Source organism: Streptomyces sp. NPDC127129, from assembly GCF_042671585.1.
In the GTDB taxonomy this organism is placed as follows: Bacteria; Actinomycetota; Actinomycetes; order Streptomycetales; family Streptomycetaceae; genus Streptomyces.
In genome coordinates this window covers 335218-360390 of the sequence record NZ_JBHXTV010000007.1, presented here as the reverse complement: position 1 = coordinate 360390, position 25173 = coordinate 335218, and the positions used below count along the sequence as shown (strand labels likewise).

The 25173-nt window shown below is 70.8% G+C and carries 24 protein-coding genes; 6 read left to right on the top strand and 18 right to left on the bottom strand.

Features of this window, described 5'->3' with window-relative positions:
* Positions 1-115: 115 nt before the first annotated feature.
* Positions 116-832, top strand: a complete 717-nt coding sequence (locus tag ACFVGW_RS16635; RefSeq protein ID WP_385852468.1) for a phosphatase PAP2 family protein — start codon at positions 116-118, stop codon at positions 830-832.
* 8 nt (positions 833-840) lie between these two features.
* Here the strand turns inward: ACFVGW_RS16635 and ACFVGW_RS16630 are convergent, their stop codons facing one another.
* On the bottom strand, positions 841-999 hold the full coding sequence (locus ACFVGW_RS16630) for a hypothetical protein (RefSeq protein ID WP_383226126.1): 159 nt from the start codon (positions 997-999) through the stop codon (positions 841-843).
* Between the two features lie 101 nt (positions 1000-1100).
* On the opposite strand from ACFVGW_RS16630, the gene ACFVGW_RS16625 reads away from it, so the two are divergent.
* Both ACFVGW_RS16625 and ACFVGW_RS16620 read left to right on the top strand, forming a co-directional pair.
* Positions 1101-1907: a hypothetical protein gene (locus ACFVGW_RS16625; RefSeq protein ID WP_385852467.1), complete on the top strand. Its 807-nt coding sequence runs from the start codon at positions 1101-1103 to the stop codon at positions 1905-1907.
* A gap of 109 nt (positions 1908-2016) precedes the next feature.
* Positions 2017-2199: a hypothetical protein gene (locus ACFVGW_RS16620; protein WP_352192555.1), complete on the top strand. Its 183-nt coding sequence runs from the start codon at positions 2017-2019 to the stop codon at positions 2197-2199.
* A gap of 75 nt (positions 2200-2274) precedes the next feature.
* Here ACFVGW_RS16620 and ACFVGW_RS16615 read toward each other — a convergent pair whose 3' ends face one another.
* Positions 2275-2625, bottom strand: coding sequence for a metal-sensitive transcriptional regulator (locus tag ACFVGW_RS16615; RefSeq protein ID WP_352192556.1), 351 nt, complete (start codon positions 2623-2625; stop codon positions 2275-2277).
* 193 nt (positions 2626-2818) lie between these two features.
* Between ACFVGW_RS16615 and ACFVGW_RS16610 the strand changes: the two genes are divergently transcribed.
* The gene (locus tag ACFVGW_RS16610; protein WP_352192557.1) at positions 2819-3439 is read left to right on the top strand and encodes a DUF47 family protein; all 621 of its coding nucleotides are present in this window, start codon (positions 2819-2821) and stop codon (positions 3437-3439) included.
* A 6-nt stretch (positions 3440-3445) separates the two neighbouring features.
* Positions 3446-4444 (top strand): anion permease, encoded by a 999-nt coding sequence (locus ACFVGW_RS16605; protein ID WP_383226120.1) that lies wholly within the window; start codon positions 3446-3448, stop codon positions 4442-4444.
* Positions 4445-4602: 158 nt separating this feature from the next.
* Here the strand turns inward: ACFVGW_RS16605 and pstB are convergent, their stop codons facing one another.
* The 4 genes from pstB to pstS all read right to left on the bottom strand — a co-directional run bounded on the left by pstB (position 4603) and on the right by pstS (position 8705).
* A complete protein-coding gene (pstB, locus tag ACFVGW_RS16600; protein WP_352191341.1) occupies positions 4603-5379 on the bottom strand; it encodes a phosphate ABC transporter ATP-binding protein PstB in 777 nt (258 codons plus the stop codon).
* Between the two features lie 29 nt (positions 5380-5408).
* Positions 5409-6488, bottom strand: coding sequence for a phosphate ABC transporter permease PstA (pstA, locus tag ACFVGW_RS16595; protein WP_352191342.1), 1080 nt, complete (start codon positions 6486-6488; stop codon positions 5409-5411).
* Positions 6485-7462 carry a phosphate ABC transporter permease subunit PstC gene (gene pstC, locus ACFVGW_RS16590; protein WP_385852466.1) on the bottom strand — a complete coding sequence of 326 codons (978 nt, stop codon included), beginning with the start codon at positions 7460-7462 and terminating at the stop codon, positions 6485-6487. The genes pstA and pstC overlap by 4 nt, the downstream gene beginning before the upstream one ends.
* Positions 7463-7568: 106 nt before the next feature.
* On the bottom strand, positions 7569-8705 hold the full coding sequence (gene pstS, locus ACFVGW_RS16585) for a phosphate ABC transporter substrate-binding protein PstS (RefSeq protein ID WP_383226114.1): 1137 nt from the start codon (positions 8703-8705) through the stop codon (positions 7569-7571).
* Between the two features lie 398 nt (positions 8706-9103).
* Here pstS and ACFVGW_RS16580 point away from each other — a divergent pair, with 398 nt between their 5' ends.
* Positions 9104-10756: a recombinase family protein gene (locus ACFVGW_RS16580; protein ID WP_385852465.1), complete on the top strand. Its 1653-nt coding sequence runs from the start codon at positions 9104-9106 to the stop codon at positions 10754-10756.
* Here ACFVGW_RS16580 and ACFVGW_RS16575 read toward each other — a convergent pair.
* The 12 genes from ACFVGW_RS16575 to mshD form a co-directional block, all read right to left on the bottom strand.
* Positions 10734-11150, bottom strand: a complete 417-nt coding sequence (locus tag ACFVGW_RS16575; protein ID WP_385852464.1) for an NUDIX hydrolase — start codon at positions 11148-11150, stop codon at positions 10734-10736. The genes ACFVGW_RS16580 and ACFVGW_RS16575 overlap by 23 nt on opposite strands.
* Positions 11147-12166 (bottom strand): CHAD domain-containing protein, encoded by a 1020-nt coding sequence (locus tag ACFVGW_RS16570; protein ID WP_385852463.1) that lies wholly within the window; start codon positions 12164-12166, stop codon positions 11147-11149. The genes ACFVGW_RS16575 and ACFVGW_RS16570 overlap by 4 nt, the downstream gene beginning before the upstream one ends.
* Positions 12153-14480 carry an RNA degradosome polyphosphate kinase gene (locus ACFVGW_RS16565; protein ID WP_352191346.1) on the bottom strand — a complete coding sequence of 776 codons (2328 nt, stop codon included), beginning with the start codon at positions 14478-14480 and terminating at the stop codon, positions 12153-12155. Before ACFVGW_RS16565 ends, ACFVGW_RS16570 begins: the two co-directional genes overlap by 14 nt.
* Before the next feature lie 474 nt (positions 14481-14954).
* On the bottom strand, positions 14955-16325 hold the full coding sequence (locus tag ACFVGW_RS16560; RefSeq protein ID WP_385852462.1) for an APC family permease: 1371 nt from the start codon (positions 16323-16325) through the stop codon (positions 14955-14957).
* The gene (locus ACFVGW_RS16555; protein ID WP_385852461.1) at positions 16325-17434 is read right to left on the bottom strand and encodes a 50S ribosomal protein L11 methyltransferase; all 1110 of its coding nucleotides are present in this window, start codon (positions 17432-17434) and stop codon (positions 16325-16327) included. Before ACFVGW_RS16555 ends, ACFVGW_RS16560 begins: the two co-directional genes overlap by 1 nt.
* Positions 17431-17799: a Rieske 2Fe-2S domain-containing protein gene (locus ACFVGW_RS16550; RefSeq protein ID WP_352191349.1), complete on the bottom strand. Its 369-nt coding sequence runs from the start codon at positions 17797-17799 to the stop codon at positions 17431-17433. The genes ACFVGW_RS16555 and ACFVGW_RS16550 overlap by 4 nt, the downstream gene beginning before the upstream one ends.
* Positions 17796-19154 (bottom strand): iron-containing redox enzyme family protein, encoded by a 1359-nt coding sequence (locus ACFVGW_RS16545; RefSeq protein ID WP_385852460.1) that lies wholly within the window; start codon positions 19152-19154, stop codon positions 17796-17798. Before ACFVGW_RS16545 ends, ACFVGW_RS16550 begins: the two co-directional genes overlap by 4 nt.
* Positions 19155-19282: 128 nt before the next feature.
* Positions 19283-21463, bottom strand: a complete 2181-nt coding sequence (locus tag ACFVGW_RS16540; RefSeq protein ID WP_385852459.1) for a BTAD domain-containing putative transcriptional regulator — start codon at positions 21461-21463, stop codon at positions 19283-19285.
* Between the two features lie 484 nt (positions 21464-21947).
* On the bottom strand, positions 21948-22916 hold the full coding sequence (locus tag ACFVGW_RS16535) for an ABC transporter permease (protein ID WP_385852458.1): 969 nt from the start codon (positions 22914-22916) through the stop codon (positions 21948-21950).
* Positions 22913-23764 (bottom strand): ABC transporter ATP-binding protein, encoded by an 852-nt coding sequence (locus ACFVGW_RS16530; RefSeq protein ID WP_385852457.1) that lies wholly within the window; start codon positions 23762-23764, stop codon positions 22913-22915. Before ACFVGW_RS16530 ends, ACFVGW_RS16535 begins: the two co-directional genes overlap by 4 nt.
* Positions 23761-24144 carry a GntR family transcriptional regulator gene (locus tag ACFVGW_RS16525; RefSeq protein WP_352191354.1) on the bottom strand — a complete coding sequence of 128 codons (384 nt, stop codon included), beginning with the start codon at positions 24142-24144 and terminating at the stop codon, positions 23761-23763. Before ACFVGW_RS16525 ends, ACFVGW_RS16530 begins: the two co-directional genes overlap by 4 nt.
* 101 nt (positions 24145-24245) lie before the next feature.
* Positions 24246-25172 (bottom strand): mycothiol synthase, encoded by a 927-nt coding sequence (mshD, locus tag ACFVGW_RS16520; protein WP_385852456.1) that lies wholly within the window; start codon positions 25170-25172, stop codon positions 24246-24248.
* Position 25173 lies beyond the last annotated feature (1 nt).

The following is a 25173-nucleotide window of genomic DNA, read 5'->3' as shown; positions in this document are numbered from 1 at the left end:
TTCGGTAACGTCGGAGTGATCGTCGAGGAAGAGCGGAACGTACGCCTCAGGCGGTTCGTTCCCTGATCCGACCGCTCACGGTCGACTCACGTGACAAGGCAAGGGGCCGCAGCAGATGGCTGGACTCGCATCGGACGGTTCGAACCCCGATGTCAGCCTGCTCTACGACATCAACGGGCTGGCGCGGGACGCCCCGCCCTGGCTCGACCGTGTCATGGGTTTCGTCGGCGAGTACGGGATCATGCTCGCCCTCGTCCTCGTCGCGCTCTGGTGCTGGTGGAGCGTCCGCCGCCGCGGCACCCTCACCGACTCCGTCTCGGCCGTCGCCGCGCTCGTCTGGGCGCCGCTGGCCGCCGGCGTCGCCGTGCTCGTCAACGTCCCCATCCGGGGCTTCGTCGAGCGGCCCCGGCCGTTCAACGACCACCAGGGCCTTGAGGTCCTCGTCGACGGCAAGACCGACTTCTCGTTCGTCTCCGACCACGCCACCCTGGCGATGGCCATCGCCGTCGCGCTCTTCGTCGCCCACCGCAGGCTCGGCCTCGCCGCCATCGGTCTCGCCTTCGCCGAAGGCTTCTGCCGGGTCTACATGGGCGTCCACTACCCGACCGACGTCATCGGCGGCTTCGCCCTCGGCACGGCGGTGGTGCTGCTGCTCGCGCCTCTCGCCCACGCCCTGCTGACCCCGCTGGTCTCGGCGATCGCCCGCTCGAAGCACGGAGCCCGGCTCGTCCGCTCGCGGCGCGCCTCCGAGCGGTCCTCGCTGCCGGAGACCCTGGACATCCCCGAACCCCGGCTCGGCCAGGGCACTGGGGAGAACGATCTCGCCGCCTAGGCAGAGGCCTACGCCGTCTTCCGCATGTCCGCCGTGTGCACCGCCGCGTCCGTGCGGGCCTTGTCCCGGGATCGTCGCGCCGGGCCCTTCCAGCCGCAGCTGCAGTGGGCGACCGCGAAGGAGCCTCGGTCGGTCGTGGTCGCGTGATGCGGGGACTGCTCGTGCACGGATCCACCGTACTGCGCGTGACGGGTCGTCGAGGCCGTCGTTATGCGGATCGGGGCGGGTCCCGGACAGGCAGCGGTACGGCGTTGGGGGTAGGCAGGCGATGGTGGTGCAGCGGTACGGGCGTCGGGGTGCGGCGTGGGCCGTCGCCGCGGCGCTGATGGCGGGCGGATGCTCCGAGGCGCAGGACGCCAAGCCCGGCGGAGACCCGACACGGACCGTGCGGGGCGCGGCCGAGGTGCTGACCCGGGCCGGCACCTCCAAGGCGAGCACCAGCATGGAGATGGCGGCCGGCGGGACGCGGGTGACCATCCGCGGCGAGGGCGGTTACGACTTCCGGCGCCGCACCGGCAGCCTCCAGGTCGTGCTGCCCAAGGACGCCGCCGGGACCAGCGAGCACCGGCCCGTCACCGAACTCCTCGCCCCCGGCGCGCTCTACATGAAGAACCGCGGCGCCGGCGTCCCGGCCGACAAGTGGGTCCGCGTCGACACCACCACCCTCGACGACGGCAACCTCATCACCGGCGGGGCCACCGACCCGGCCGCCGCGGCCGAGCTGCTGCGCGGTGCGCAGCGGGTGACGTACGTCGGAGAGGTCGATCTGGCAGGGGCGAAAGTCAGCCACTACCGCGGTGTCGCGGACATCGCGGTGGCCGCGCGGGCCGCCTCTCCGCAGGTGCGCGGTGCGCTCGCCGCGGCGGCGAAAGGGTTCGCCAAGGACACCGTCCCGTTCGACGCGTATCTGGACGCGGAGGGCCGGCTGCGCAAGGTGCGGCACCAGTTCACCTTCACCAACCAGGGGCGTACGGTCGCGGTCGCGTCGACGACCCTGCTGTACGGGTTCGGCACCCCCGTCGACGTGCGGCTGCCGCACCGTAAGGACATCTACGCCGGAAAGATCAAGGTGTAGGAGCGGCGGGAAGCCACCCGCAGGCCATTCCCAAATGGTCCGGACGAGTCATGCGCGGTGCGTGGCGCGCTCCCTACGCTGGGAGACCGACGCCGGCAGGAAGAGGTGCATGCGCGTGGCTCCGCCCAGTACCGCGACAGTCCCCACCGACCAGGACTGCGTCGCTCTCGCCGAGATCGAGCTCTGCGGTGAACTGATCATCGCGGCGTCGGCGGCCGACGGGGAACGGCTCAGTGCCGACCGGATCGACGAGGTGCTGAGGGTCGCGACGGAGCGGGCCGGCGGTTGCTGACCGGCCGCGGCTGACCGACCGCCGCCGACCGGCCGGGGCCGATCGACCGGGGCCGTCGTCGGCGGCCCCGGGTTCTCAGGTACGCATCATCCGCGCGATGGCCTTCGTGGCCTCCTCGACCTTGGCGTCGATCTCGTCGCCGCCCTTGGTCGCGGCGTCGGCGACGCAGTGCCGCAGGTGTTCCTCGAGGAGCTGGAGCGCGAAGGACTGCAAGGCCTTGGTGGAGGCGGAGACCTGGGTGAGTATGTCGATGCAGTACGTGTCCTCGTCGACCATCCGCTGCAGACCGCGGATCTGGCCCTCGATCCGGCGCAGCCGCTTGAGGTGCTCGTCCTTCTGCTTGTGGTAGCCGTGCACGCCGTGGTCGTGGTCGGTGCCGGGTGCGGCAATGTCGGGGGTGACCTCGGCCGCCTCGGTGGTCGTCATCGCGTCCTCCCGTTGTCCAGAAAGGGTATGTATACCCCTCGTGGGTATATGGTACCGATCCCCGCCGATCCGGGCGGGGGCCCGTGCAGATCACTGTGCCTGATGGGCGACACTGAAGGGACGCCGGTTAGCCGTGGCCGGATGATGCGCCTAGCATCAGCCTGACCGAAACCCAGCACCCCGAGGACCCCACGTGCGATTTCGTCTGACCCCCAGGGAGACGAGCTTCTACGACATGTTCGCCGCGTCCGCGGACAACATCGTCACGGGCTCGAAGCTCCTGATGGAACTGCTCGGAGCGGAGCCTTCCGCCCGGGCCGAGATCGCGGAGCGGATGCGGGCAGCGGAACACGCCGGTGACGACGCGACCCACGCCATTTTCCACCAGCTGAACTCCTCGTTCATCACGCCGTTCGACCGCGAGGACATCTACTCCCTCGCGTCCTCCCTCGACGACATCATGGACTTCATGGAGGAGGCCGTCGACCTGGTCGTCCTCTATAACGTCGAGGAGCTTCCCAAGGGTGTCGAGCAGCAGATCGAGGTGCTGTCCCGCGCGGCGGAGCTGACCGCCGAGGCGATGCCGAACCTGCGGACGATGGCCAACCTCACCGAGTACTGGATCGAGGTCAACCGGCTCGAGAACCAGGCCGACCAGATCCACCGCAAGCTTCTCGCCCACCTCTTCAACGGCAAGTACGACGCCATCGAGGTCCTCAAGCTCAAGCAGATCGTGGATGTGCTGGAGGAGGCGGCCGACGCGTTCGAGCACGTGGCCAACACGGTGGAGACCATCGCGGTCAAGGAGTCCTGAGGCTTCGTGGACACCTTCGCGCTGATCGTGACCATCGGTGTCGCGCTCGGCTTCACGTATACCAACGGTTTCCACGACTCGGCCAACGCCATCGCCACCTCGGTGTCGACGCGGGCGCTGACCCCGCGGGCCGCCCTCGCGATGGCGGCGGTGATGAACCTCGCCGGCGCGTTCCTCGGCAGCGGTGTCGCCAAGACCGTCAGTGAGGGCCTGATCGAGACGCCGCACGGCGACAAGGGGATGGGCATCCTCTTCGCCGCGCTCGTCGGCGCGATCATCTGGAACCTGGTCACCTGGTACTTCGGTCTGCCGTCCTCGTCCTCGCACGCGCTGTTCGGCGGCATGGTGGGCGCGGCGCTGGCCGGCGGTACGGAGGTCATCTGGGGAGGGGTGCTCGACAAGGTCGTCATCCCGATGTTCGTCTCGCCGGTGGTCGGTCTGATCTGCGGCTACCTGGTGATGTGCCTGATCCTTTGGCTGTTCCGCAAGACGAACCCGCACAAGGCGAAGCGCGGCTTCCGTATCGCGCAGACGGTGTCGGCGGCGGGCATGGCGCTGGGCCATGGTCTGCAGGACGCCCAGAAGACGATGGGCATCGTGGTGATGGCCCTGGTCATCGCCGACGTGCAGCAGTCCGGGGACGACATCCCGGTGTGGGTCAAGATCGCGTGTGCGGTGATGCTGTCGCTGGGTACGTACGCGGGTGGCTGGCGGATCATGCGGACGCTCGGCCGGAAGATCATCGAGCTGGACCCGCCGCAGGGGTTCGCGGCGGAGACGACGGGTGCGTCGATCATGTTCGGCTCGGCGTTCCTGTTCCACGCGCCGATCTCGACGACGCATGTGATCACGTCCGCGATCATGGGCGTGGGCGCGACGAAGCGGGTGAACGCGGTGCGGTGGGGTGTCGCGAAGAACATCATCCTCGGCTGGTTCATCACGATGCCGGCGGCGGCGATCGTGGCGGCGCTCAGCTTCTACGTGGTCCAGCTCCTCTTCGGCTGACCTCCGCCACGACGCGGGGGTCGGGGGCGGCAGCCCCACCCCCCCCACAAAATGGTCGGGCCCGGCTCCCCTGTAGGGGAGCCGGGCCCTTTCGTCTGCGGTGGCACCGCCATGCAGCACCGCAGGACGCCACGCGGACGAGCCGCATGGTCTGTGGGCTATCCGAAGCGGCCGGAGATGTAGTCCTCGGTCGCCTGGACGCTCGGGTTGGAGAAGATCCGCTCGGTGTCGTCCAGCTCGATCAGCTTGCCCGGCTGGCCCACGGCCGCCAGGTTGAAGAAGGCCGTACGGTCCGAGACGCGGGCGGCCTGCTGCATGTTGTGCGTCACGATGACGATCGTGAAGCGCTCCTTCAGCTCGCCGATCAGGTCCTCGATCGCCAGCGTCGAGATCGGGTCGAGGGCGGAGCAGGGCTCGTCCATCAGCAGGACGTCGGGCTCGACCGCGATGGCGCGGGCGATGCAGAGACGCTGCTGCTGACCGCCGGAGAGGCCGGAGCCCGGCTTGTTCAGGCGGTCCTTGACCTCGTTCCAGAGGTTCGCGCCCTTGAGGGAGCGCTCGACGATGTCGTTGAGCTGGGACTTCTTGTACGAGCCGTTCAGCCGCAGGCCCGCCGCCACGTTGTCGAAGATCGACATGGTGGGGAAGGGGTTCGGGCGCTGGAACACCATGCCGACCGTGCGGCGCACGGCGACCGGGTCGACCCCGGCGCCGTACAGGTCCTGGTCGTCCAGGAGGACCTTGCCCTCGACGCGGCCACCGGGGGTGACCTCGTGCATACGGTTCAGGGTGCGCAGGAACGTGGACTTGCCGCAGCCGGAGGGGCCGATGAAGGCCGTCACCGAGCGGGGCTCGACGGTCATGGAGATGTCGTCGATCGCCTTGTGGGCGCCGTAGTACGCGGAGAGGCCGCTGACGTCGATTCGCTTGGCCATATCAATTCACTTCCAGAGGTGGTCGCTGGTCAGCGGCCGGTCTTCGGGGCCTTCCAGCGGGCGATGCCGCGGGCCACCAGGTTGAGGATCATGACGAAGGCGATCAGGACGAGCGCGGCGGCCCAGGCGCGGGCCACGGCGGCGTCGGTGCCGACCGCGTACTGCTCGTACACGTAGAGCGGCAGCGAGGACTGGGCGCCTTCGAAGGGGTTCGGGTTGATCAGCTTCGTACCGAACACGAGGAGCAGGATCGGGGCCGTCTCACCGGTGATGCGGGCGACCGCGAGCATGACGCCCGTGGTGATGCCGCCGATCGCGGTGGGGAGGACCACCTTCAGGATCGTGCGCCACTTGGGGATGCCGAGCGCGAGGGAGGCCTCGCGCAGCTCGTTCGGGACGAGCTTCAGCATCTCCTCGGTGGAGCGGACGACGACCGGCATCATCAGGATCGCGAGGGCCATCGCGCCGGCGAATCCGGAGGGCCCGAAGCCCAGCATCAGATTCCAGGTGGCGAGGATGAAGAGGCCCGCGACGATCGACGGGATGCCCGTCATGACGTCGACGAAGAAGGTGACGGCCTGGGCGAGCTTCCCGCCGCCGTACTCGACGAGGTAGACCGCGGTCAGCAGGCCGATCGGCGCGGCGATCAGGGTCGCGATCAGCACCTGCTCGATCGTGCCGAGCAGCGCGTGGTAGACACCGCCGCCGGCCTCGGCGTCGAGGACGCCGTTCATCGAGTGGCTGAGGAAGTACGGGTCGAGGACGGCCATGCCCTTGCTGATCGTGACCCAGGCGAGGGAGAGCAGCGGGATGACGGCCAGGATGAAGCAGACCCAGACGAGGCTGGTCGCGACCCGGTCCTTGGCCTGGCGGCTGCCTTCGACCTTGGTGGTGATCGCGTACGTCGCGAGGACGAAGAACAGTGCGGCGATCAGGCCCCACTGGATGCGGCTGTGCCAGCCGGCCGCGAGACCGAGGCCGACGGCGGCGGCGATCGACCCTATGGCGGTGGCGAGCGGGGTCCAGCGGGGGAGCCGGGCGTGCTGGAGCGGGTCGTGCTTGACGATGCTCTTCACGGGCGGGCGGTCCTGTATGGCGTGGTGGCTCATGCGTTGGCCCCCGAGTACTCCTTGCGGCGGGCGATGATCCACCGGGCCGCGCCGTTGACCAGCAGGGTGATGACGAAGAGGACGAGGCCGGAGGCGATCAGCGCGTCGCGGCCGAACTCGTTGGCCTCGTTGAACTTGGCGGCGATGTTCTGGGCGAAGGTGCCGCCGCCCGGGTCGAGCAGGTGACCCGAGATCAGGAAGCTGGGGGAGAGCACGACGGCCACGGCCATCGTCTCACCGAGCGCGCGGCCGAGGCCCAGCATCGAGGCGGAGATGATGCCCGAACGCCCGAAGGGGAGGACCGACATCCGGATGACCTCCCAGCGCGTGGCGCCGAGGGCGAGGGCGGCCTCTTCGTGCATCTTCGGGACCTGGAGGAAGACCTCGCGGGTCACGTTGGTGATGATCGGGAGGATCATGATCGCCAGCAGGATGCCCACGGTGAACAGGGAGCGGGCGACGCCGTCGCTGGACTTGTCGAAGATGTACGTCCAGCCCAGGTACTGGTCGAGCCAGAGGTTCAGGCCGGCCAGGTACGGGACCAGGAAGATCGCGCCCCAGAGGCCGTAGATGATGCTGGGCACGGCGGCGAGCAGGTCGACCACGTACGCGAGCGGCTTGGCCAGCTTGCGCGGGGCGTAGTGCGAGATGAACAGCGCGATGCCGATCGCGACCGGCACGGCGATGGCCATGGCGATGATCGACGAGACGATCGTGCCGAAGGCGAGGACCGCGATGCCGAAGACCGGCGGGTCGCCCGCGGGGTTCCACTCGAAGGTGGTGAAGAAGTTCGTGGAGTCCTTGGAGACCGCGAGGATCGCGCGGTAGGTGAGGAAGCCGGCGATGGCGGCCATGATCACCAGGAGGGTGATGCCGGATCCCCGGGACAGTCCGAGGAAGACCCGGTCGCCCGGGCGGGACGCGCTCTTCGCGCGTCGGCTGTTTCGTATGGGTGGTGTGGTTGTCGTAACCATCGGTCTCTCCGGTCTGCGGAGACGTACTGCGTACGGCTCCTGGCGGCGGTGCACCGGATGCCGGGCCGGTCCGTCACGCGGGGCGACGGACCGGCCCGGCCGGGGATCAGGACAGGGTCGGGACGATCTCGCGGACCTTGGTCGCGATGTCGGCCGGGAGCGGGGCGTAACCGGCCTCGGAGAGGACCTTCTGGCCCTCCTCGCTGACGGTGTAGTTGAGGAACGCCTTCAGGGTCGGCAGGGTCTCCGCCTTGTTGCCCTTGTCGCAGGCGATCTCGTAGGTGACGAGGATCAGCGGGTAGGCGCCCTCGGCCTTGGTGGCGTAGTCGAGGGAGAGGGCCATGTCGGAGCCCGTGCCCTTGACCTTCGCGGCGGCGATGGCCTTGGAGGCGTTCTCCGTGGTGGCCTCGACCGGGGCGGAGGCGCCGGTGTTCACCTTGACGGTGGAGATCTTGTTGGCGGTCGCGTAGGAGAGCTCGAAGTAGCCGATGGAGCCCTCGGCGTCCTTGACCGCGGTGGCGACACCGGAGGAGCCGTTGGCGGCCTGGCCACCCGGGGCGGGCCACGACTTCGTCTTCGGGTCGTGCTTCCAGTCGGCCGGGGCGGCGGTGGAGAGGTACTTGCCCAGGTTCTGGGTGGTGCCCGACTCGTCGGAGCGGTGGAACGCCTGGATGTTGGTGTCCGGCAGCTTGACGCCCGGGTTCAGCTTGGCGATCGCCGGGTCGTTCCACTTCTTGATGTCGGTGTTGAAGATCTTGGCGATCGTGGAGGCGTCCAGGACCAGGTTGTCCACGCCGTCCAGCTTGTAACCGATGGCGATGGGGCCACCGACCATCGGCAGGTTGATGCCCTTGCCGGTCTTGCAGATCTTCGCCGACTCGGCGACCTCTTCGTCCTTCAGGGCGGAGTCGGAGCCCGCGAAGGCGACCTGGCCCTGGTTGAACTTGGTGATACCGCCGCCGGAGCCGATGGCCTGGTAGTTGACCTCGACGCCGGAGCAGGCGGCCTGGAAGTTCTTGACCCAGAGGTCCATGGCGTTCTTCTGCGCGGACGAGCCCGCGGCGAGGAGCTGGCCCTTGGCGCCGTCGCACTTGATGTTCGACGCGGCGGCCGAGGTCTTGTCGCCGTTCGCCGGGGTACCGCTGTTGTTGTCCGAGCCACACGCCGACAGCACGAGGGCGCCGGAGACGACGAGGGCACCGATCGCGGAGGCGCGAAGCCCGTTCATGCGCGAAAGCTTCACTTTCGGGTGTTCCTTCCAGAAGCCGCCAGCCGCGGACCGGGTGTCCTGAACGTTGTACGGCGGTGTGTGTCGGGGTGGTGGGTGCAGCGCTGTGCCTCTGCACCTTGTACGACCGAAATTAGGCAGAACAGGTGAAGCGGCCGACGGGGGAGGGTGAACGGAAAGTGAACCGTGCCGTAAGGCGCGGTGCGGGACCGTCGGGCGGGCGGCCGGACGACCGGAGGGGGAAGGGGGCCCCGCTCTCGTTCCGCCGTCGGACGCGCTGGTCGGGGCCCCTGTCGCGGTGACGAAGTCATATCGCGCGGGAGGCCGTTTCTCAGGAAGCCCCGACACGGCCTGCGTGCCCTTTCGGTGATACCGCTCGTTGTGATGGTAACGACGACGGTGCAGGGGGCCACATGATCGACACGCGTAATCCGGAGCGGCCGGCGAGGACGTTCTCCCGCTGTTACGTGGCCCCGGAGCTTCAGGCGTGGCTCGACGGCGGCGGCACGGCGGAGGGCTGGCTGCGTGGGCGTGTGCCCTTGATCTCGTATGCCCGGATCTCCGCCGACAGGCTGAGCGGCGATGCTGTCGGTGTCACCCGCCAGCATCGGAACAACACCAGGAGTGCGGAGGGCCTCGGCTGTGCCGTGGTCATGCATTACGAGGACAACAACCTGACGGCCGCGAAAGAGTCGGTCGCGCGGCCGGCGTTCCGCCGCATGTGTCAGGACATCACCCATGGTTGTGAGCGGGAGTCGGGGATTCCCGTCAGGGGGTGTGTCAGTGTCGAAAGGGAGAGGGTCTACCGTCTTCCCCGCGACTTCGTCGTCTTTCAGGACGCTCTCGTGATGGTCGGTGACGGGGTCTTCATCGAGGGTGCCACGGTGGTGGACCTCACTCAGGACGACGGTCCGACTCTGAGCACAGCGGAACTGGACAGAGTGCGCACGCGCACGGCCAGGAGCCGCGCAGACCGTGCGGAGGAAGGTCGGGTCTACGCTGGGCCGCGCCGATTCGGCTGGTTGGGAGCTTCTCAGACCCCTTACAGGATCGGTAACAAGCACAGGAACGACGAGGAGTGGCCGCACTTGCTGGCCATGATCACGGCGCGAGCGGCGGGAAGATCATGGCGGGGGATCGCTGGCGACCTGAACCGGCAAGGGGTCGGGACGGCGCGGGGAGGCCGCTGGTCCGAACAGGGAGTGAAAGGCCTCGTCGCCAATCCGGCGTGGTGGGGCGGTCGCATCCTCGACGGCGTCCTGGTGACGGACATCGCGACTGGTGAACCGGTCATCGGAGAGTGGGACCACGCTGACGAGACGCAGGACGGGGTCGGCTATGAGACCTGGAAAGGGATCATGGGTGGCGTGCGAGCGGCCCGCCTTCACCGGGGCATGAACCGCGGTGAAGGAGTGCCCCGCTCCGCTGTCGCGTCGGCCGGTCGAACGTACTTGTTCTCCGGCGTTCTCCGATGCGGCCGGCTCAACGACCTCGGCGAAGTCTGCCGCTCCAAGCTCTGCGGCAACAAGGCGACCGGAAGGAACGCCAAGTACGGCGACTACTACCGATGTGGAGACCCCAACTGCAAGGGCATCGGCCGGAGAGTGCAGCCCGTTGACGAATTCCTCGAAGGTCTGCTCCTCGGCCATCTCGATGAGCATTTCGCCGGCACCACGGCCGAGCCGGTCGCATGGCGTGGTGAGGAGAAGCTGACCGGCCTGCGCGCGACGAGGCACGGTATCGAAGAGGCGGTTGCCACAGGGGAAGCAGCATGGGGCGACGTCCGCGATCTGCTCGTGCGGCTCAACCGGAACATCGAAGGTTTGGAGGCGGAGCGGCAGGAGCACATCGAGGCGCAGGCGACGGAGCACCTCCTGCGTGGGTGGTCCCCCGAGAAGTGGGGTGGCATGGCCTTGCGTGAGAAGCGGAAGGTGATCGCTCAGGTGCTCGCGTCGGTACTCGTCCTGCCCGTTCCGGAAAGCGTCAGTGACAAGGCGCCGTTCGACCCCGGCCTTCTCAGGCCTTCGTGGCGTCTGACGGCGCCTACCCGCCCATCCACTCCGTGAGGAAGGCGTCGACCAGCTCCTTGTCCCTGGTCTGCGTCAATCGTGCCCGTGCGGCCGTCGGAGGGAGCCAGAGCAGCTGAGTGACCTCCCTGTTCGGTTCGAACCAGCCGCCGGTGGCCTCCGCCGCCCAGTAGCGGACCACCTTGGGGCGGCCCTGCACCCGGTAACGAACGCTGGGCAGCTCGACGCCCGGTTCGCACGTCATGCCGGTCTCCTCAAGCACTTCTCGTAGGGCCCCGGTACGCCAGTCCTCCCCGTGCTTCAACTTCCCCTTCGGGTGCGACCAGTCGCCCCACTTCGGCCGGAAGATCACGGCGATCTCCGTGCCACCCCCGGAAGGTGCGTGCCGCCACAGCACGCACCCCGCTGCGAGGATCGGGGCTGGTGAGGTCATGACACGGGCGCCGTGGCGGGCTGCCAGGCGCGTTGGAAGGCGAAGCGGGAGGCTTCCACCTCGTGGCGCTGGTCCGCGTGGAGGACGCCGAGGGCGTACGCGGTGGCGGGGGCGATGCGGGGCGTACGGGCCGCGGCGGCGGCCGCGGCGGCCGCCTCGGAGGCGTCGCGGTGGTGGTTCAGCGCCCGGCCGGCCTCGTCGAGGACCGGGTCGGGGGCTGCGTCGCCGTGCAGCACCTCGCAGGCGTACCGGTGCAGCCGCAGCAGCAGCCGGGTCTGGTGCCAGGGCGCGTCCTGGGCCTCGCCCGCCGCGAGACCGAGGGCGTCGGCGTTGTACGGGTGGGCCGCGCGGGCCAGCGGCAGGACGGAGACCGCGTCCAGGAGGCGGCGCTCGACGACCGCGGCCGGGGCGTCGAGGACCTCGATCGCCTGGGCCGCCCCCGCGGGCCCGAGCGGAACCTCGGAGGCCAGGAGCGCGACGGCGTCCGCGACCGCGTGGAAGCGGGAGGAGCCCAGCGCCTGGAGGGCGGCCGAGTGGGCGCGCGTCCGGGCCAGCGTGAGCTGGCGTTCCAGCAGGGCGCCGGCCCGGGCGGCGCCGACCGTCAGGCCGGCGCTCTCGGCGCCGCGCGCGGCGGGCACGGGTCCCCCGGGGCCCGGTCCGCCGGAGCCGTGGCCCCCGTTCGACAGGCGGGACAGCGCGTCCACCAGTCGGATGAGCCGGGCGGTGCAGGCGTGCTCCAGGGCGAGCGTCCCGGAGAGCCAGGCCAGCTCCGTGCGGAGCTGGTCGGCCCAGGGGGCGTCGAGGAGCGGGCGGAAGGTGTGCAGCGTTCCGCCGATGCGGCGGGCGGCGGCGCGCAGGGACCGGGCGGCCTCCTCCGCGCCGGCGGTGTCCGCGCCGCTCTCCGTGTGCAGGCGCAGGGCGCGCAGGAAGTCTCCGGCCCGCGCCCGGAGGTAGGGGGAGAGGACCTCTCCCGCCGTGACGCCCGCGGTGGCGGAAAGGTGGTCAGGGTTGTGCACGCCGGCGCCTCCGCGCGTCGATGAGCATCTCCTGCACGTGCCGCAGGGGCTGGCCGTCGGCGTCGGTCGCGTGCCGCGTCCAGTTCCCGTCCGGGCCGAGGTGCCAGGAGGAGGTGGTGTCGGACATTCCGGTCTCCAGGAGCCGGCTCAGGGCCGCCCGGTGGGCCGGGTCGGAGACCCGGACGAGCGCCTCGATGCGCCGGTCGAGGTTCCGGTGCATCATGTCGGCGCTGCCCAGCCAGACCTCGGGCTCGCCGCCGTTGCCGAAGGCGAAGACCCGGGAGTGTTCCAGGAAGCGGCCGAGGATCGAGCGGACCCGGATGTTCTCGGAGAGGCCGGCGACGCCCGGGCGGATCGCGCAGATGCCGCGGACCCAGATGTCGACCGTGACGCCCGCCTGCGAGGCCCGGTAGCAGGCGTCGATGATCGCCTCGTCGACCATCGAGTTGACCTTGATACGGACGTAGGCCGGGCGGCCCGCGCGGTGGTGGGCGATCTCCTGGTGGATCCGGGAGACCAGTCCGTCCCGCAGGGACTTCGGGGCCGTGAGCAGCCGGCGGTAGGTCTCCCGGCGGGAGTAGCCGGAGAGCCGGTTGAACAGGTCGGAGAGGTCGGCGCCGACCTGCGGGTCGGCGGTGAGCAGGCCGAGGTCCTCGTAGAGCCGGGCCGTCTTGGGGTGGTAGTTGCCGGTGCCGACGTGCGAGTACCGGCGCAGGACGTCGCCCTCCTGCCGGACCACGAGGGAGAGCTTGCAGTGCGTCTTCAGGCCGACGAGGCCGTAGACGACGTGGCAGCCGGCCTCCTCCAGCTTGCGCGCCCACTTGATGTTGGCCTGCTCGTCGAAGCGGGCCTTGATCTCGACGAGGACGAGGACCTGCTTGCCGCTCTCGGCGGCGTCGATCAGCGCGTCGACGATCGGGGACTTGCCGGAGGTCCGGTACAGCGTCTGCTTGATCGCGAGGACGTCCGGGTCGGCCGCGGCCTGCTCCAGGAAGGCCTGGACGGAGGTGGAGAAGGAGTCGTACGGGTGGTGCAGGAGCACGTCCCGTTCCCGCAGCGCCATGAAGATGTCGGGCGCGGAGGCGGACTCGACCTCGGCGAGGTCCCGGTGGGTGCCGGCGACGAACTTCGGGTACTTCAGCTCGGGCCGGTCGAGCCCGGCGATCCCGAAGAGGCCGGTGAGGTCGAGCGGGCCGGGCAGCGGGTAGACCTCGGCGTCGGAGACCTTCAGCTCGCGGACGAGCAGGTCGAGGACGTACGGGTCGATGGACTCCTCGACCTCCAGGCGGACCGGCGGGCCGAAGCGGCGGCGCAGCAGCTCCTTCTCCAGGGCCTGGAGCAGGTTCTCGGCGTCGTCCTCCTCGACTTCGAGGTCCTCGTTCCGGGTCACCCGGAACATGTGGTGGGCCAGTACCTCCATGCCGGGGAAGAGCTCTTCCAGGTGTGCCGCGATGACGTCCTCCAGCGGGACGTACCGCTCGGGGGAGGCCTCGAGGAAGCGGGAGAGCAGCGGCGGCACCTTGACGCGGGCGAAGTGGCGGTGGCCGCTGACCGGGTTGCGTACGACGACGGCCAGGTTCAGGGAGAGGCCGGAGATGTACGGGAAGGGGTGTGCGGGGTCCACGGCCAGGGGGGTGAGGACGGGGAAGATCTGCTGCCGGAACAGGGTGAAGAGGCGCGCCTGCTCCTTCTCGGTCAGCTCGGGCCAGCGGATCAGGTGGATGCCCTCGTCGGCGAGGGCCGGGGCGACGTCCTGCTGGTAGCAGGCGGCGTGCCGGGCCATGAGCTCGCGCGAGCGGGTCCAGATCAGCTCCAGGACCTCGCGGGGCTGCAGACCGGAGGCGGAGCGGGTGGCGACGCCGGTGGCGATTCGGCGCTTGAGGCCGGCCACGCGCACCATGAAGAACTCGTCGAGGTTCGACGCGAAGATCGCGAGGAAGTTAGCCCGTTCGAGGAGGGGGGTGTTCGGGTCCTCGGCCAGTTCGAGGACGCGTTCGTTGAACGCGAGCCAGCTGCGCTCCCGGTCGAGGAAGCGGCCCTGGGGAAGTTCGCCGTCCGTGCTGTCGTCCTCGTACGCGTCGAGATCGGCGTCGAGGTCCGGGTCGAGGTCGGAGCCCCGCTCCGGGTTGACGGTGTGCGGGCGGTGCGCGGCTATGGAGCCGACCGTGGGCTGCGCGTTCTGCCGCGTGGTGGGCTCGTCGCTCCGGGTGCTTTTCGCGGACCCCTTCGCGGACGGCTTCGCGGGCGTCTTGGGGGCCGTCTTGGCGTTCTTCGCGGACGGCTGGACCGGGACCTCGGCAGGCTGCTTGCTCATGGCCCCATTCTTCCGCGCGAAGGGGTGGTCGGGCGCGTCGGAGCGGGCCGTGGGCGCGGGGAGTCTCCCTTTGGGGAGCGCGTTGGGGGTCGCGTGCACGACGGGCTTCATTGCGTGAGCGTCGCAAGCGCGTCTGAATGGCCGGTAACGACGACATGACGTGCGGGAATCCATGCGCAACGGGTGCCGCTACGGAATCCGGGGGCGGACGGCCGAGAGCTAACACGCCGGAACGGCCGGTGGCAAGCAGGAGTGCCGGGCGCCGGGGCAGGCAGGAGCGCCGGGCGCCGGTGGCAGGCAGAAGGGCCGGGCGCCGGTGGCAGGCAGGAGTGCCGGGCGACGGGGCAGGCAGAAGGGCCGGGCGCCGGTGGCGGGCAGGAGTGCCGGGCGCCGGTGGCAGGCAGGAGTGCCGGGCGACGGTGGCAAGCAGAAGGGCCGGGCGAAAGCCCGGCCCTTCTCCGTACCGCCTCGTCGTCAGGCGTCCGCCGCGACCCGGGCCCTGCGCCGCCGGGTCCTGTGGACCAGTACGGCGAAGGCCAGCAGGGCCGCCGGGTACAGCAGCACCCAGCCGAACCCGGCCAGCATCGCCAGGACCGGGGCTCCGGCCACCAGCGCGAGGAGCCGCTGCGACGGCCGCGTGTACAGCTTGGCGTAGCTGAGCACGGCGATCGCGTACCCGATGACGAAGTTCACCGTGGAGAGCTGGAAGACCATCGTCAGGCTGATCAGGTCGAACGCCTCGACGACCACCACCCCGCCGAACATCAGCACCGACAGCAGCACGGCGGGCCGGGGCGCGCCGGAGCGGGCGTCGACCCGGGCCAGCGTGGCCGGCAGGAGGCCGTCCCGTGCGGTGGCGAACACGATCCGGGAGGTCGCCCAGGTGCCGCCCATCAGGGTCGCGAAGATGATCGCCGCGCCCAGGGCGGCCGCGATCCGGCCGCTGGCGTCGCCGAGGACCTGTTCCAGGACGGCGACGACCGGCGCCTCGGAGAGCAGCGGGTCGTCCGGTGCGACGACGAGCTGCACGGCGAGGGATATGCCCAGGTAGAGCGCGACGACGATGACGAAGGTGATGCCGATGACGAGCGGGAAGTCCCGCTTCGGGTTGCGGTACTCCTCGGCCGTCGACGAGACCAGCTCCCAGCCGGTGAAGGCGAAGAACACCAGGCCCACGGCGGGCAGCGCGGCCAGCCACTCGGTCGGCGCGACCACGTCGCCGTGCAGGGAGCCGGAGTCCACCATTGCCGGGGCGAAGGCGACCAGCGCGAGGAGCAGCAGCAGACCGATGGTGACCGCCGACTGGATGCCGCCGGCCAGCCGGGAACCGGCCGCCTGGAGCAGACCGATGACCACCAGGTAGCCGAGGGCCACCCAGCCGCCGATGCCGCTGTTGCCGAGAAGCGCGGCGACGTAGTTGCCGCCGCTGATCGCCATCGCCGCTCCGCCGAACGCGCAGGCGCCGATGAGGATGACCGACGCGACGGTGGAGCCCGGCGAGCCGAACGCGGCCTGGGCGAAGCCCTGGACGCCGCCGGCGGTCGGGTAGCGGGCTCCGAGCCGCGCGAAGACGACGAGGAGCGGAAGGACCACGACGGCCGCCGAGAGCCAGGCGTACACGGCGCTGGAACCGACCTGGTCGTAGGCGAGGCCCGGCAGGACGAGGAGTCCGCTGCCGATGATCATTCCGGTGGCGACACCGACGCCCTTGGGTACGGTCAGGGTCTTGTGGAGTTCCGAACTCGACGCTTCCGGAGTGGTTTTCGCAGTGGTTTTCGTGGAGCCGGGTTGGCCGGTGCTCGGCTTGCGCTCCTCGGACGTCTGTCCCTCATTCGTGACTGCCATTACCTCACCTGGGTGTGTGGGACCTTGCTCGCGGGGCCGACCAGCACGCGCGTGCCATCATGCGCGGCACGGAACCCGAGTGGGGAGTCCTTCTTCAGCCGCCAGGGCTCCGGAAGGGTCTGAATGGCTTGTTTCCAGTGGGAGCCGGTGTCCGAAGGGCTGTTGGAGAGCGTGATGCCCTCGGCAAGGTCGAGTTCGAACCACATCACGACCGCGTGGGCGGCTCCGTTCTCCAGCGGTGCGGTCTCGAACTGCCGGGAGGTCGGCTCGATGTCCTGGGCGAAGTCGAAGTGGAAGATCTCGACCGGGTCGGTGAGCGGGCGGTGCCGGTAGTTGGTGAGCGTGGTGGAGAAGTACTCCAGCGAGGTGAGCGAGGCGAAGGGGCTGAAGTCGAAGCCCTCGACCTCGCCGACGTGGTTGAGCGAGTGCAGCTCGGGGCTCTCCACGAACTGGGCGAAGAGACGGCCGGAGCGGGGCAGGACGGTCGCGTCGGGGGTGAGCAGCTCCCGCCGGGCGTGCTTCAGCGCGGGTACGGCGAACTCGCCGAGCAGCGCGCAGTCGAAGATCTCGGTGACCAGGACGTCGGCCCGCCGCGGCAGGTCCACGCCGACGCGCAGGTCCGTGGAGAGTCCGGAGACGACGCTGACGACGTCCTCGTACCCGTTCTGCCGCACGATCTCGCGGGCGGTCGCGGAGACGACGTCGACGGCCTCGACCGTGACGACCCGCTGCGCGCCGGAGCGGGCGGCGAGCAGCGCGAGGAGACCGCCGCCGGTGCCGATGTCGAGCACCAACTGCCCGTCGCCGACGACCTGCTGGATCGCCTTGGCGTACGCCTGGTTGCGCTCGGTGTCGTTCATCATGCCGAAGTGCCAGCGCGGCACGAGGGCGCGCACGGCGCGGTTGATCTCCCGCCGGTAGCGCTCGCCGTCGCCGGCGGTGTCACAGCGGGCCGCGGCGCTGAACAGGTCGTAGGCGCGCTCGTACTGGCGCTGTGCCATGGCCTCCTCGCCGAGTGCGAGCAGGGTCTGGCAGGGGTCGGCGGAGCCCGCGGGCCGGCGGGGTGCGAGCAAGTCGAGGGGGGTGTCTTCCGTGGCGGTGAGGGTCATGCCGCGTTCACTCCTGCTCGGACCATGGTGTGGATGGGGACGGGCGTCTCATCTCCGGCGGGGAGGTACACGGTGACGGTGTGTCCGACGCGCACGGCGGGGTGCGAGCGGTCACAGAGCCGGTCGACCGGGAACAGGCCGCCGTGCCAGGGGCAGACGAGCCTCCCCTCTTCGACCTCGCCGAGGTGGAGCGGGCCGCCGCGGTGGGGGCAGCGGCTGCTCAGGACGTGCACGGCGTCGTCGCGTTCCATGACGAAGTAGATCTCGTCGCCGGCGACGAGCGCGTTGTGCTCGGTGCGGTCGAACTCCGCCCGTGTGCGGGGCTTCGCGGGTGCGGCCGCGGCCCCCTTCGTACGGGCGCTCACGCGGCCGGTCCGGTGGCGATCTGGGTGCGGGACTCGGCCCGGACGCCGTAGAGACGGCCGGCCGGGACGACGACGGACTTGCCCTGCGGCACGCGCAGCGGGTCGCCGGTGGCGGAGGTGTACAGCAGGGCCTCGCCGCCGCGGACGTGCAGCCGGGTGGCGACGGAGGCGACCTGGGTGTCGAAGGGGCTGTCGCTGTCGAGCTCCACGACCTCGCCGGCCGGAGCGTCGGTCTTCGCCGGTGCGTCCGAGAGCGCCGGGTCCCAGGTGAGCTGGGCCAGCAGGTCGGCGCCCGCGAGACGGTCGAGGAGCTGGATCTCCTCGACGCCCTGGAGCAGGCCCTTGACGGCGACGGGGCCGTGCTTGAGGGCGAGCGGGATGAGCAGGTCGTCGATGGCCATGCGGCCGTGGTGCTGGTCGATGTGCGCGTGCTCGTCGCAGTAGCGGGTGTCGACGTCCTTGCCGTACACGTCACGGAAGACCTTGGTGAGGTCGCCGAACCAGGCGGCGAAGGTCGCCTCCAGGAAGGCCATGGCGCCGATGTAGCGGAAGAAGCCGGTGCGGTTCCGGGTCGCCCAGTAGAAGTAGTTGTTGATCGCGATCGAGCTGGGCAGGTAGAAGAACCAGTAGTGGTGCGAGGTGGTGGCCATGCCGACGCTGGAGCAGAGCTCCATGAAGAGCGTGCTGTGCTTCGCCGGGAAGACGCCGTAGCCGAACTCGTCGACGAAGATCTTGAAGAGCTCGCTCTGCTCCGGTCCGAACGCGCCGCCCAGGTTCTGCGACATCGCGGTGGCCTCGGTCAGCCCGTCGAGTGCCATCTGGACGATCTGGGTGCCGGCGGCGTTCTTGGGCGAGGTGGCGGAACGGATCGCGTCGAACACCGGGCGGTTGCCGGGGCTGTTGGCCAGGTCGACGGAGCGGCGCAGGTGGGCGCGGAGGGTGTCTTCGTCCCACTGCCCGGTGATGCCGACGGAGTCGTCGAGGAAGCCGAAGGCGAAGCGTTCGGCCTCGGGGCGGATCCGCTCGCCGGAGAGCCGGCTCTCGGAGTCGTAGAAGGCGTTGAAGTCGTCCTCGAACCTGCGCAGTCCGGCGGCGGGCAGGAACAGCGCGTCGCTCTCGTAGACGTTCATCAGCAGACGGTTCGCGAGCAGGCTCCGGTCGGAGGCGAACGTCTCCTCGACGAGGGGTGTGCCCCAGTCGATCCCGGCGATGCGCTCGGGGTTCAGGGGGCGGTGGTACGGGTTGTCCTTGATGAACGTTTCGCTGGTCGAGCGGAACTGTGAGAAGCGGCTGTACCGGACGCTCTCCTCGGTCAGGTTGCCGAAGGCGCTTTCCGGGCTGGTGCTCGTGGTCATCGTGGTCGTGCCCCTCCGTTACTGCACAGCGACAGTCGTCGTGACGCTGGCGATTGTGCGCAGGGGCATCTGAAGAAGGTCTGAAGAGTGTCAGGGTCACGTTCTTCAGTCCCGGTGAGCCGGGCCTCTCAGCTGCGGGCGAGGGCGTCCGGGAGACAGCAGCCCGGGAAGCCGTCGTCGTGGATCGGGGTCATCATGAGCGTCGAGCGGGCGGTGGGCCGGTCGGCGGCGGCCGCGCGTTCGGACGCGTAGATGCCGACGAGTTCGTCGAAGCGGTACGCGTCGGAGCCGCTGCGCTCCAGCAGGCCCACGTCGGCCAGGGCGTCGAGCCTGCGCCGGGCGGCCGCCGGGTCGCCGTCCGCGAAGGCGGTCGCGTCCGCGGGCCCGATGGTGTCGGCGGGCCCGCCGGTCCCGGCGCCGGACCTGCCCAGCGCCCGGAAGAGCCGGGCCGCCTCCGGGGAGAGGGACAGGTAGCTGGCCTCCAGCGCGTGGCGGACGCTGGCCTCGCCGTCCCCCTCGACGCTCAGGTGGTCGAGGCGCGTCCAGGGGTCCTCGTACCGCTCCGCCAGTTCCCGCGGGCACAGGTGCGGGTTGGCGGCCATGGTTCCGGCGGCTATCCGGATGCCGAGGGGGAGCCGGCCGCAGTACTCGGCGAGGCGCTCCACCGTGGCGCGGTGCCCGGCGCACCGCTCGGGACCGAGGAGGGCGACGAAGAGGTCGGCGGCGGTCTGCCGGTCCAGTGGACGCAGCCCGATGCGCTGGGCGCCCTCGCGGGCGACGAGCCCCCGCTGGAGGCGGCGGCTGGTGACGATCACGGCCGAGGGGCCGGGCGGGACGAGCGGGCGTAACTGGTCCGCTTCGGCCGCGTCGTCGAGGAGGAGCAGCATCCGCCTGCCGTGCATGAGGGTGCGGTAGAGGGTGACGCGTCCTTCGAGGTCGTGGGGGAGCCGGCCGTGTTCGACGCCGAGTCCCTGGAGGAGACGGGCGAGTGCGTCGAAGGCGGAGCGGGCGCCGCCGTCGCCCGTGCCCCGCAGATCGACGTACAGCTGGCCGTCGGGGAACAGGTCCGTGTGTTCGTGGGCGAGTTCCAGGGCGAACGCGGTCTTGCCGACACCCGCAGGTCCGTCGACCGTCAGGATCGGGGCCGTGCTCCGGCAGTCGGCGGTGTCCTGGCCGAGTTTCTGCCTGGCCTGCTGGAGCTCCGGTTCGCGGCCGATGAAGACACGGGCGGTGGCGGGGAGCTGGTGCAAGGAGTGGCCGGCGTGGGGGGAGAGGAGGGAGAGGGGGCTCGACCGCGGGACCGGGGCCGGGGCCGGTGCCTCCGGCCGGGTCGCCGGGAGCGGCGCGGGGTGGTGCGCGGAGGGCCTGAGCGCGTACGTCCGGAACGGGGCGGACCGGGTTGCCCGGGGAGAGACGGCCGGCCGGGGCGGCCTGGCCGGCCAGGGTGAACCGGACGGACTGGGCGGCCGGGGTGTGACGGAGGGCCAGGGCGAGTCGGCCCGGTGCGCGGCCGGTGTCGCGGGCGGGCTCTCGGCGGCGGCTTCGCCCGCGAGTATCCGCTCGTACAGCTCGCGCAGTTCCCGGCCCGGGTCGATGCCCAGTTCCTCCCGCAGGAGGGTCCGTGCCTCGTCGTACGCCTGGATGGCGTGGGCCTGCCGCCCGCACCGGGACAGGGCCAGCATGTGGAGGTGGCGGAGCCGTTCGCGCAGCGGTTCCTGGGCGATGGCCTCGGAGGAGGCGACGATCGCGGCGTCGAGGTGGCCGGTGGCGATCAGCCCGGCGATCCAGCCCTCGGTCGCGGCGAACCGCAGCTCGCGCAGCCGGGTGCGTTCGAGTGCCGCGTACGGTCCGGGGATGCCGCTGAGCGCCTCGCCGTGCCAGAGCCCGAGCGCCGATTCGAAGCGCTCGTAGGCGGCCGGGGCGTCTCCCGAGGCCACCAGCTGCCGTGCCTCCTCGTAGCGGCGGACGAAGACGCTGGAGTCGACCGCGTCGGCGGGTACGCGCAGCTCGTAGCCGCCGGCGCGGGAGACGATGAACGCGCCGGACTCCCGGCTGCCCCGGTCCGGTTCGAGGGTCCGGCGCAGCGCGGCGACGTAGGTGTGCACGGCGTTGGCGGCCGAGGCCGGGGCGTCGGTGCCCCAGAGTGCGTCCACGATCTGCGCGCGGCTGACCGCGGTGCCGCGCCGGCCGGCGAGGAGCGCGATGACGGCCCGCTGTTTGGGCGGGCCCACGGTGAGTTCCCGGCCTGCCCGCCAGATGCGGAGGGGGCCGAGCAGGTGCAGGGCAAGGCGGTGCGTCGGTTCGGGCATGTGCTGTCACTCCAGGACCGGGCGTCGACGACGGGGAACGTTGACCGGTGGATCAGGAGACGGTCCTCGATGTGTCGGGATGCTCCTGGAACGGCCCATGACCTCGCACAGCCCTCGTGGTGCACCACTGCATGACGCAGATCCCTCCCCCGTGTACCCGTGGACGACGCACCTGCGTGGAGCAGGGTGCGAACGCGGATGACAGGCACGCTAGTTGGCCCCGGGCGGGGTCAAAAGCTGACACTCGGCCGTGGTTGCATTCCACCGGATATCCGGCAATAGGCGGCGGAGTGGCGAACGTGCCACCGGCATCGGCGGCACGTTCTCCGAGGCAACTCGCCATCAACCACGACATTGGGGGAGTGAGGGGCTCGCTTTCGACGGCCCCGTCGGATGGCTCAATCACATCCCTTGGCCGAGAGAGTTCGCACAGATCTCCGTTCGTTCGGCTCCACCGCTTCTCCGTCCGGGCTCGTCCGCCGCGTCAGCTGCCGGCGGGCGACGACGGGTGGCGCCTGTTCAGGACCCGGAACGCCACGAGGAGCGTGACGGCGGCGAGGGCGAGCACGATGCCGGTCTCGACGAGCTGGGTGGGCCAGAAGTGCGACTGGGGGTGGTAGTCGGCGTACTCGGCGACGACCGGCACGTCGACCCGGCAGCCGCCGGCCGGGACGGCCTCGGGGTCGCAGAAGTAGCCGGGCAGCCGGCCGCCGGTGGGGTCCATCAGGCCCTGGTCCATGAGCAGACCGTCCTCGGGCACCAGGACCATGCTGCCGTCGGCCACGGGCGGCCCCGTGACCGTCCGTACCGGCAGGAAGTCCCAGCGCAGCGCGCCGAGCACGGCCAGGACCAGGCCGGTGACCAGGCCGGTCGCGGCCATCGCGACCACCGTGCGGCGGATCAGCTGTCCGAGGAGCGCGCCGACGGCCACGGCCAGCAGGACGTACGCCACGAGGACGATGCCGGTCGCCTCGTACGGGCCGCGGTCCGACCAGTGCAGCTGCCAGGTGCCCGAGACCCGGCCCCACCCGATCCGGTAGATCGCCATCAGGGCGAGGGTGACCGCGAGCGCCGCGGTGGTCGCGGTGAGGAGCTTCGCGCGAAGCCACCCCACCGGGGTGAGGGACTGGGTGAGCGCGAGCCGGTACGTGCCGCTCTCCAGCTCACGGGCGATCAGCGGGCCCGCGACGAAGGCGCCGACGAGGAGGGGAAGGAGGACCATGCCGGTGGCGGTGTACTCCAGGGCCAGGCGCAGGAGGCCGTACGCCCGGTTGTCCTCGGAGGGGAGCGCGTAGCCGTCCACCACGCGGACGTCCGGGACCGTGGCGTCCCAGATCCGCAGCCCCAGGACCCCGGCGAGGACCAGGACCACCGCCGCTCCCGCGACCTGGAGCGTACGACGGTGCTGGCGGACCGCCACCCAGTGCGGGCCCTTCAGCGGGAGGGTGCTCATGCGGAGGCTCCTTCGGGGCGCAGGTGGGCGAGGACGAGGTCCTCCAGGGTCGGGGTGCTCGTCTGCCAGGGGCCTTCGACCCGGCCCTCCCGGCGGACCAGGGCCGTGAGCTGGCGGCCCGTCGTGCGGGACTCGACGACCGTGTGCGGGGCGAGGTCGGCGACCGGGCCGCGCAGCACGGCGTGCGCGGCGAGGAGTTCGTCGATCGCGCCGTCGAGGCGGACGCGGCCGCCGTCGACGAGGAGCAGGTGGTCGCAGGCGCCCTCCAGCTCGGTGAGGATGTGCGAGGACATGACCACCGTCGTGCCGCGTTCGGCGGCGTCCGCCATCAGGACGCCCATGAGCTGCCGGCGGGCGAGGGGGTCCAGGTCGGCCATCGGCTCGTCGAGGAGGAGCAGTTCGGGCCGCTTGCCGAGGGCCAGGGCGAGGGCGACGCGGGTGCGCCGGCCGCCGGAGAGGTCGCGGACGCGCGCGGCCGGGTCGAGCTCGGCCGTGATCCGCTCGGCGGCGGCTCCGTCCCAGCGGCCCGGGTTGAGTTCCCGGCCCATGCGCAGCGTCTCGGCGACGGTGAGCTGCGGGTAGAGCGGCTTCTCCTGGGCGACGTACGCGAGGTGTTCGCGGGCGGGGGCCCGGACCGTGCCCTCGGTGGGGGGCAGCAGTCCGGCCGCCAGCGCGAGGAGCGTCGACTTGCCGGCGCCGTTGGGTCCGACGAGCGCGCAGACCCGGCCTGCGGGGAGCGCGAAGGTGCACCCTCTCAGCGCCCAGCCGCCGCCGGGGCGCCGTGCCGCCCCCCGCCCTCCGTACCGTTTGCCCAGGCCCTCGGTGCTCAGGACCGTTCCGTCGGTCATGCGTCCCCCTCGAAGAATTCCTTCAGTACGGATGTGAAGAGCGCGGCCACGTCCTCGCGCTCCAGTCCTTCCTCCCGCGCGCGGCGTGCCCAGTCGGCGAGTTCGCCCCGCAGGGGCGAGTCCGCGGGGCCGGTGCCGAGCGTCGCGCGGACGAAGGTGCCGAGGCCACGGCGGGCCTCGACGAGCCCTTCGCGCTCCAGCTCGCGGTAGGCCTTGAGGACCGTGTTCGGATTGATGGCCGTCGCCTCGACGACCTCGCGCGCGGTGGGCAGCCGGTCCCCCGGTTCCAGAACGCCCATGCGCAGGGCCTGTTTGGTCTGCTGGACGATCTGGACGTAGGTGGCGACGCCACTGCGCCGGTCGATGCGGTACTCGAGCACGTTCCTTCTCACCACCCTTTCACTAATCAAGTAGTGAAAGGGTGGTGCAAGAGAGGGGGCGGTGTCAACCGCCCCCTTCTTCCAGGTGGGTTGGCCGGAGCTCAGGACTCCGTGCGGTACATCAGGTCCACCTCGTGCGTGACGAAGCCCAGCCGCTCGTACACCGTCACCGCCGCCGTGTTGTCCGCGTCCACGTACAGCATCGCGGTCGGCAGCCCCTGCGCCGCCAGGTGGCGCAGCCCGATCGCCGTGAGCGCCTTGCCGAGGCCGCTGCCCTGCGCCTCCGGCAGGATGCCGATCACGTACACCTCGCCGAGCTGCTCCTCCGCGTGCGTCTTCGTCCAGTGGAAGCCGATCAGCTTCCCCTCCTTCTCCGCGAGGAAGAAGCCCTTGGGGTCGAACCACGGCTCGGCGAACCGGTCGTCGAGGTCCCGCTGGGCGAGCGAGCCCTGCTCGGGGTGGTGGGCGAAGGCCGCCGCGTTGACCGCGAGCCAGGCGGCGTCGTCCTGGCCGGGGACGAAGGTGCGGACCGTGACGTCCTCGGGCAGCGCCGGCTCGGGGATGTCGAGCGGCACCAAGGGGCGGCGCAGCTGGCGCAGTTCGCGGAACAGGGTCAGGCCGAGCACCTGGGCCAGGTGCCGGGCCGCGGCCTTCCCGCCGTGCGCCCAGACCCGCAGCCGCTTGCCCGAGGCGGCGAGGAGCGCGGTGCCGAGCGCCCGGCCGTGACCGCGGCCGCGGTGCGACGGATGGACGACGAGCTCGGCGGCCGGGGCCTCCACCGGGTCGGTGTCCTCCAGCTGCGCGTAGCCGTAGAGCTGGGCGCCGACGGTGAGCAGGAAGTGCCGCACCCCCTCGCGCCGGCCGTGGCGCAGATACAGCCGCCCCTGCTCGGACACGGCGTGGACGCCGTCGGCGCGGTCGGTCGCCTCCAGCAGGTCGAGGACGTCCGTCACCTGCTCGGGGGAGAGCTCGTCGAGAGTGTGGATCTGCCGGCCGGGTTCGAGGGCCGGTGCCGCGTCAGGAGTCATG

What these genes read in the sequence shown, in the direction of transcription:
- ACFVGW_RS16535 (WP_385852458.1), bottom strand. Translation starts at nt 22,916, where the DNA reads ATGAGCACCCTCCCGCTGAAGGGCCCGCACTGGGTGGCGGTCCGCCAG.
- ACFVGW_RS16530 (WP_385852457.1), bottom strand. Translation starts at nt 23,764, where the DNA reads ATGACCGACGGAACGGTCCTGAGCACCGAGGGCCTGGGCAAACGGTAC.
- pstA (WP_352191342.1), bottom strand. Translation starts at nt 6,488, where the DNA reads ATGAGCCACCACGCCATACAGGACCGCCCGCCCGTGAAGAGCATCGTC.
- ACFVGW_RS16580 (WP_385852465.1), top strand. Translation starts at nt 9,104, where the DNA reads ATGATCGACACGCGTAATCCGGAGCGGCCGGCGAGGACGTTCTCCCGC.
- pstB (WP_352191341.1), bottom strand. Translation starts at nt 5,379, where the DNA reads ATGGCCAAGCGAATCGACGTCAGCGGCCTCTCCGCGTACTACGGCGCC.
- ACFVGW_RS16565 (WP_352191346.1), bottom strand. Translation starts at nt 14,480, where the DNA reads ATGAGCAAGCAGCCTGCCGAGGTCCCGGTCCAGCCGTCCGCGAAGAAC.
- ACFVGW_RS16615 (WP_352192556.1), bottom strand. Translation starts at nt 2,625, where the DNA reads ATGACGACCACCGAGGCGGCCGAGGTCACCCCCGACATTGCCGCACCC.
- ACFVGW_RS16625 (WP_385852467.1), top strand. Translation starts at nt 1,101, where the DNA reads ATGGTGGTGCAGCGGTACGGGCGTCGGGGTGCGGCGTGGGCCGTCGCC.
- ACFVGW_RS16540 (WP_385852459.1), bottom strand. Translation starts at nt 21,463, where the DNA reads ATGCCCGAACCGACGCACCGCCTTGCCCTGCACCTGCTCGGCCCCCTC.
- pstC (WP_385852466.1), bottom strand. Translation starts at nt 7,462, where the DNA reads ATGGTTACGACAACCACACCACCCATACGAAACAGCCGACGCGCGAAG.
- ACFVGW_RS16555 (WP_385852461.1), bottom strand. Translation starts at nt 17,434, where the DNA reads ATGACCCTCACCGCCACGGAAGACACCCCCCTCGACTTGCTCGCACCC.
- ACFVGW_RS16635 (WP_385852468.1), top strand. Translation starts at nt 116, where the DNA reads ATGGCTGGACTCGCATCGGACGGTTCGAACCCCGATGTCAGCCTGCTC.
- ACFVGW_RS16620 (WP_352192555.1), top strand. Translation starts at nt 2,017, where the DNA reads ATGCGCGTGGCTCCGCCCAGTACCGCGACAGTCCCCACCGACCAGGAC.
- ACFVGW_RS16575 (WP_385852464.1), bottom strand. Translation starts at nt 11,150, where the DNA reads ATGACCTCACCAGCCCCGATCCTCGCAGCGGGGTGCGTGCTGTGGCGG.
- ACFVGW_RS16545 (WP_385852460.1), bottom strand. Translation starts at nt 19,154, where the DNA reads ATGACCACGAGCACCAGCCCGGAAAGCGCCTTCGGCAACCTGACCGAG.
- mshD (WP_385852456.1), bottom strand. Translation starts at nt 25,172, where the DNA reads ATGACTCCTGACGCGGCACCGGCCCTCGAACCCGGCCGGCAGATCCAC.
- ACFVGW_RS16560 (WP_385852462.1), bottom strand. Translation starts at nt 16,325, where the DNA reads ATGGCAGTCACGAATGAGGGACAGACGTCCGAGGAGCGCAAGCCGAGC.